Origin of the sequence: Dolichospermum lemmermannii CS-548 (assembly GCF_028330815.1) — a bacterium.
Taxonomy (GTDB): Bacteria; Cyanobacteriota; Cyanobacteriia; order Cyanobacteriales; family Nostocaceae; genus Dolichospermum; species Dolichospermum lemmermannii.
In genome coordinates this window covers 1-6,352 of the sequence record NZ_JAQMTJ010000253.1, presented here as the reverse complement: position 1 = coordinate 6,352, position 6,352 = coordinate 1, and the positions used below count along the sequence as shown (strand labels likewise).

Below are 6,352 nucleotides of genomic sequence, written 5' to 3'. Positions count from 1 at the left end.
AGTAGAACGGCTTGAATAATTCAAAGTTTGTAGTGAGGAATTTATTCCTCATTTGAGGGCTGAAGCCCTCACTACGAAATCATCTCCAGATTTTTTACATTACTTAATATACTTTGATTTATTTTCGTCTACTTACTTAAAGTAAAAAACCACATCTTCAACGAACTAATATGGGGTGGTTCATAAAATATGTTATTACAATAGTATTACTCTGATCAAGAAGCTATTAACTTATGTACACCTTAAAAATTCGTAAAGTTGGAAATTCCTTGGGCTTAACATTACCTAAAGAAGCCCTGGAAAAACTTAAAGTTCAAGAAGGAGACAGCGTATTTGTCACTGAAACCCCAGCAGGTGTTATGATAACTTCTTGTAATCCTGATTTTGAAAAAGCAATGGAAGCCTACAAAAAAGTCAGCACAAAATACAGAAATGCACTTCATGAGTTAGGGAAATGAATGGAATTTTCTGGTTAGATGAAATAATTGTTACAGCTATACATGAAGACCAATTAATACAGCATGGTGGTCTTGCAGGTGTGCGAGATAACAATTTGTTTTTAGCTAGTTTAGATAGACCAAAGAATTTACTTGCTTATGGTGAACCTACACCCAGTATATTTGATTTAGCAGCGGCTTATGGTTATGGATTTGCTAAAAATCATGCTTTTATAGACGGTAATAAACGGGTAGCTTTCGTAGTAATGGCTATCTTTCTGGAATTAAATGGATATTCGTTGAATGTTCCAGAACCGGAAGTTGTTTTAATAATGGAACGACTAGCAAACGGCCAAGAAAGTCAAGAAACCATATCAGAATGGCTTCAAGAAAATTCTATTCAATATTAAAGGGTATTCGTAGTTTACCAGACTATTACTTCCAAATTTCCGGGGGGTAAATTCACGGATTCGGTAATCAGCAAGTTACCAGATTGATCAATTTTTCCTTTGAGTTTGTATGCTTGCATGATGTTTTTCATAAGACTCTGTTTTTATATTATCTCCCGTTGAGCAAAATTCAATCTCTAAATTTGGGTTTAAATTATGATAACTACACTCATTGAACGAGAAGCAGAACCAATTTTAATTAGCGACTTAACCTGGAGAGAATTTAAAGCTGTTGAACAGCTAATTGAGCGCCCAGGGTTAAGGTTATCCTTTTTAGATGGAGTTTTAGAGATTCGGAAAATGCCAGGGAAAAAACACGAAACTATCAAAGAACGTATTGGGGCTTTACTAGAAATTTATTTAGAGTTTTTGGAATTAGATTTTACTCCTACTGGTTCTGTCACACTAGAAAATGAATTTGAAAAGGTTAAAAAAGAAGGTGATAAATCTTATGAATTGGGAGCAAATAGAAAACGCCCTGATTTAGTGATTGAGGTGGTTGTTAGTAGTGGAGGAATTAATAAACTGGAAGCATATAAACGGTTACAAATTCCTGAAGTCTGGTTTTGGATGAATGATGAATTATTGTTTTATAGTTTAGGAAATGAGGGGTATGAAGCTGTTAGTAAATCGCAACTTTTACCGAGTTTAGATGTAGATTTATTGATGGGTTGTATTAATATAGAAAATCATGCTCAAGCACTGCGGGAATTTAGAGCAGGGATAAAAGTTACAGGATAAAAATAACAGAATCTTTAGGGAATAGCGATGAAAGCAGCAGCACATAATTTAGGTCATACTGTTGATGAACATACAAAGACTTATCAAAGATGATTTGGGATGGAAAATAGGAAAAAAGCCTTTGGTGAGGTAATTAGTCAAAAGTCGTTAATTGAGTTACAGAAGAATGAAATATTGGTGTTAAGGATGGAGAATGAAAGGTTGAAGTTGGAGGTGGAAAAGTTTAAATTTTTGGAGAATGTCTAACAATCCAATAGTGCTTGAGCCTGATCACATCTTGTACCTGCTCTAGCAGTTTTTTAGGACGTTGTTCCATAGGACATTATGCAGAGAAATTCTGTATAATACCAAGGGATATACGGAAAAATTCTATATAATCTCATTACACGGGTGTATTATCCAGAAAAATTCTGCATAACTTGACAAGAATCGCCTGTAATGTTTACTATATACCTGTATTCAAAAGTGTTATATAGAAAATTTTTGTATAATACATAGTTATACATAAAGAGAACAAAGTACCAAAAGTTTTAAGTAAAAATGAGGTAATAGTAAAGAAACAATATGTCTAAAAAAAATCAATCAAAAAGATTAACGAATCAACATAAAGAGTCTCAAGGTGTAGTTGGTATATTTGGAAATGAAGCAAAGTCCCACGATATAGCAGTTGGACAAATTTCACGCCTTGTAATTAAACAGCTTGAAAAGGAATTTCCTCAATTATCTTTTAAATACAAAACAAGCATAAGTAAAAAAGAAATAAACGAAGCGTTACAGAAACTTGATTCACAATTAGGACAAACACTTTTTGTGCCAAATTCACGTATTAAACCTGATGGTGGAATAATTCAAGTAAAAGACGATAACGGTAATTGGAGGGTGGTGCTTGTAACGGAAGCTAAACATCAAGGGAAAGACATTGAAAATATCCACAAAGGAAAACTAGTTGGTACAGATAATAATCAAGACTTGATGGCTGCTGGTAATGCAATAGAAAGATCTCATAAAAACAGATCAGAAATTGCTAATTTTATGCTATCTGAATCCCATTTTCCCTACATCTTATTTCTGGAAGGGTCAAATTTTCTAACTGAAACTATTTCAATTAAAAGACCTGATGGAAGGGTGGTAACTCTTAATTATGATTCAGGGATGCTAAATAGATTAGATAGATTGACCTCTGCAAATTATGGAATGCCAATTAACACTAATTTGTGTAAAAATAAATTTGTTAAGCATCATGATAAAACAATTATGCTTCAAGCAGCTTCAATTTATACACAAGGAAATGGAGAAAAATGGGATGCAAAAAAAATGTTTGATATTATGATTGAAGTGTCTAAGTCCTCTCTTAAGGCATTAGGTAGTGAAATATTTAACCAAATTACCAATAACGAATAATACGGGTTGATAATGGCAAGAAAAGTACAGCACTCTTTGTTGAAAAAAGCAAAACAAAACAAAAATGACGAGTTTTATACACAGCTTTCAGATATAGAAAATGAGTTAAAACATTATAAAAGTCATTTTAAAAATAAAGTAGTTTTTTGTAATTGCGATGATGCTCGGATTAGCAATTTTTTTAATTACTTCGCATCAAATTTCGCAGAATTGGGTATTAAAAAATTAATAACAGCTTGTTATAGAAAACAAGAAAGGGATTTGTTTAATACCGAAGAAGTTGAAAATGGTTTTTTCTTTGAATATACAGGTGTAGAGGGAGAAAGAATTAAACCAAGTTCAACTGACATCGTTCATTTTAAAGGTGATGGCGATTTTCGTAGTGCTGAAAGTATCGAACTATTAAAGCAATCCGATATTGTTGTTACTAATCCTCCATTTTCATTATTTAGGGAGTATGTGGCTCAATTAATTAAATACGATAAAAAATTCTTAATAATTGGCAATATTAATGCTATCACCTATAAAGAAATATTTAAGTTAATTAAGGAAAACAAGGCGTGGTTAGGAATAAACCTTGGTAGAGGTATTTCAGGTTTTATTGTCCCCGAACACTATGAACTCTATGGCACAGAGACTAGGATTGATAGCTCTGGAAATAGAATAGTTTCTCCAAACAATTGTCTATGGTTAACTAATTTAGACACTTTTAAACGACACGAAGGTATTACTCTCACAAAGAGATATTTTGGAAACGAAATTGAATATCCCCATTATGACAACTATGATGGTATTAATGTGAATAAAACACAAGACATACCATTAGACTACAAAGGATTTATGGGTGTACCTATAACATTTCTACATAAATTCAATCCCGATCAGTTTGAAATAATTAAATTTAGAAAAGGGAATGATGAAAAAGATTTGTCAATAAATGGAAAATGTCCATATTTTAGGATTCTAATCAAGAATAAACGAATATTGACTGAATTATCTAACAATAGAGGAATACCACAAGTGCGATAGCGAAGCGCTGCTGCAAGCAGTGCGATCGCTGATCTTGTAGGTTGGGTTGAGGAACGAAACCCAACATTGATATAATAATATTAGTCGGTTTTAGTGTTGGCGATGCCCTTGGCAACCACTTTGTGGTATCGCTTATTTTCAAGTTAGGATGAAATAAGCGAGAGAGATTTTGTTGTCATGAATAAGAGGACTCAACTGCTCGAAGTAATTGCAGCTTTACCAGAGGAATTAGTTGACCAAGCATTGAATTACGTGCAAATGTTGCAACATCCAATTCAGATTACACCTGGAGTTTGCGGGGGACAAGCACGAATTAGAAATACACGAATTCCCCTATGGACTTTGGTAGCATATCGTCAACAAGGTGCGCCGGATGAAGAATTATTGGCAAATTATCCTGGATTGACTGCGGAAGATTTAAGTGCAGCTTGGCATTACTACGAACAAAATCCCGAACAAATCGATCAAGAAATTGCCCAAGATGATTTAGTTTAATGGCATTACAATTTTACTCCAACGAAAATTTTCCGATCGCAATGGTAAACTTACTCAGATCGGAGGGACACGATGTATTAACTTCCTACGAAGCAGGTCAAGCAAATCAAGGGATTCCTGACGATGTTGTTTTGCAGTATGCCACAGCGACAGGTCGCATTTTGATTACGGAAAATCGCCAAGATTTTATCGATCTACATCGCACTGCACCAAATCATGCTGGCATGATTATTTTTAAACACGATCGTGATTATACTGGGAAAGTCAAGGCGATAATTGATTTTTTGGATGAGGATAGTCGCACCTTAGAGAATCGTTTGTTGCGGGTTATGAAGCAAAATATAAAAGCAGTCGGACAGATTTTTTTCGTACAAGAGTATGGTAGAAATGGTGAAGATTAAAATTAAAATGTTGGGTTGCGCGATCGCTTAACCCAACCTACGATTTTTGACTAATTGAAGTTCCAAATAAAACCTGAGTGCGATCGCTGATCTTGTAGGTTGGGTTGAGGAACGAAACCCAACATTAACGATATAATATCTAAAAAAGAACTGAAAACTATAAATTAACTGAAAGGGCGATAACATCTTACACCGGCTCTAATAACTTTTTGGGGCGTTGCTCCATATCGTTGGTGTTTTTTCAATATCCGTTCGCGCCCCTGATGGCGAAGCTGTTATGCTGAACCTACCTGAGTTCGACGTAAGAGAATAACTTACAAGTGTTGACTGGAAAGAGTTTCAGGATTAAATAAATTTTTAGCGGTTGTCAATAATTTTCGGTTGTTGACAATTGATTGGGAATAAATAATATAAATTGTAAATTTTTCTTAAAAACCATTAAATAACATTATTAATCATTCTCAAGATTGCACCAAAGATTTAAGAATAAAGTAGTTGTTTGAGCAAGGAAAATGGACAATGGAATTAGAACAATTATTTTGTGCAATAGATGATTTCTGTTGGGATTTTGAAGCAAAATTGAACTCAGAACTAATTTCGAGCCAGTCACAAAAAAGAAAAAGAAAAAGTCGCTTATGTTTAAGTGAAGTCATGACTATTATTGTTCATTTTCACCAATCAAGTTATCGTAATTTTCAGGACTATTATCAAAAAAGCATTTTAACAAACTACCACAGATATTTTCCATCTTTAGTGAGTTATAATCGCTTTGTTGAATTAATGCCTGATGCTTTACTGCCTTTAATTTGTTATCTTAATAGTCGAAAAGGTCAATGTAGTGGCATCTCTTTTATTGACAGCATGGGTATTCCTATTTGTCATAATAAAAGAGCAAAAAGAAATAAAGTTTTCCGTGGCTTATCGGGCTGGGGCAAGAGTTCTGTCGATTGGTACTTTGGATTTAAACTTCATTTAATTATTAATGAACAAGGCGAATTATTAGCTTTTCAAGTTACTCCCGGAAATGTTGATGACCGGAAACCAGTTCCTACTTTGGCACAAAATTTATGGGGAAGACTTTTTGGAGATAAAGGATATATTTCTAAAAGTTTATTTCAGAAACTATTGGAAAATGATGTGAAATTAATTACTCCTTTTAAGAAGAATATGAAGAACAAATTAGTTGAATTGTGGGAAAAATTTATGTTAAGAAAAAGAGCTTTAATCGAAACTGTCAACGACCAACTATGGCTACGCCACGCAGGCTATCAAAATATTTCCCAAGTTGTTCATTCTCGTCATCGCAGTATTTCTAATTTTATGGTTAATATTATTGCGGTTCGGCTTCGCTCACCGACCACTGGTTTAATTGCTTATACTTGGCAAGATAAAAAACCTT

General features: G+C 33.9%; 8 protein-coding genes and 1 pseudogene. All 9 read left to right on the top strand.

Translation table 11 applies throughout. From position 1 onward, the window contains the following. Nucleotides 1-233 precede the first annotated feature (233 nt). A complete protein-coding gene (locus PN450_RS16920; protein WP_148760684.1) occupies nt 234-458 on the top strand; it encodes an AbrB/MazE/SpoVT family DNA-binding domain-containing protein in 225 nt (74 codons plus the stop codon). Then, nucleotides 455-847: a type II toxin-antitoxin system death-on-curing family toxin gene (locus PN450_RS16915; protein WP_213710901.1), complete on the top strand. Its 393-nt coding sequence runs from the start codon at nt 455-457 to the stop codon at nt 845-847. Before PN450_RS16920 ends, PN450_RS16915 begins: the two co-directional genes overlap by 4 nt. 195 nt (nt 848-1,042) lie before the next feature. Continuing rightward, complete coding sequence (locus PN450_RS16910; RefSeq protein ID WP_271837008.1) at nt 1,043-1,627, top strand: Uma2 family endonuclease; 585 nt, start codon at nt 1,043-1,045, stop codon at nt 1,625-1,627. Between the two features lie 18 nt (nt 1,628-1,645). Next, nucleotides 1,646-1,873 (top strand): annotated as a pseudogene (locus PN450_RS16905) (site-specific integrase); the annotation flags it as partial. Between the two features lie 318 nt (nt 1,874-2,191). Continuing rightward, nucleotides 2,192-3,028 (top strand): EcoRI family type II restriction endonuclease, encoded by an 837-nt coding sequence (locus PN450_RS16900; RefSeq protein ID WP_271837007.1) that lies wholly within the window; start codon nt 2,192-2,194, stop codon nt 3,026-3,028. A 12-nt stretch (nt 3,029-3,040) separates the two neighbouring features. Next, nucleotides 3,041-4,057, top strand: a complete 1,017-nt coding sequence (locus PN450_RS16895) for an adenine-specific methyltransferase EcoRI family protein (RefSeq protein ID WP_015079008.1) — start codon at nt 3,041-3,043, stop codon at nt 4,055-4,057. A gap of 177 nt (nt 4,058-4,234) precedes the next feature. Then, a complete protein-coding gene (locus tag PN450_RS16890; protein WP_168633016.1) occupies nt 4,235-4,552 on the top strand; it encodes a DUF433 domain-containing protein in 318 nt (105 codons plus the stop codon). Further along, nucleotides 4,552-4,953, top strand: a complete 402-nt coding sequence (locus PN450_RS16885; RefSeq protein ID WP_271837006.1) for a DUF5615 family PIN-like protein — start codon at nt 4,552-4,554, stop codon at nt 4,951-4,953. The genes PN450_RS16890 and PN450_RS16885 overlap by 1 nt, the downstream gene beginning before the upstream one ends. Nucleotides 4,954-5,472: 519 nt before the next feature. Next, on the top strand, nt 5,473-6,352 hold an 880-nt coding region (locus tag PN450_RS16880), incomplete at its 3' end, for an IS982 family transposase (RefSeq protein ID WP_271837005.1).

Excerpts from the sequence above, each read along its gene's own strand:
- PN450_RS16920 (WP_148760684.1), top strand. The coding sequence starts at position 234 with ATGTACACCTTAAAAATTCGTAAAGTTGGAAATTCCTTGGGCTTAACA.
- PN450_RS16915 (WP_213710901.1), top strand. The coding sequence starts at position 455 with ATGAATGGAATTTTCTGGTTAGATGAAATAATTGTTACAGCTATACAT.
- PN450_RS16910 (WP_271837008.1), top strand. The coding sequence starts at position 1,043 with ATGATAACTACACTCATTGAACGAGAAGCAGAACCAATTTTAATTAGC.
- PN450_RS16900 (WP_271837007.1), top strand. The coding sequence starts at position 2,192 with ATGTCTAAAAAAAATCAATCAAAAAGATTAACGAATCAACATAAAGAG.
- PN450_RS16895 (WP_015079008.1), top strand. The coding sequence starts at position 3,041 with ATGGCAAGAAAAGTACAGCACTCTTTGTTGAAAAAAGCAAAACAAAAC.
- PN450_RS16890 (WP_168633016.1), top strand. The coding sequence starts at position 4,235 with ATGAATAAGAGGACTCAACTGCTCGAAGTAATTGCAGCTTTACCAGAG.
- PN450_RS16885 (WP_271837006.1), top strand. The coding sequence starts at position 4,552 with ATGGCATTACAATTTTACTCCAACGAAAATTTTCCGATCGCAATGGTA.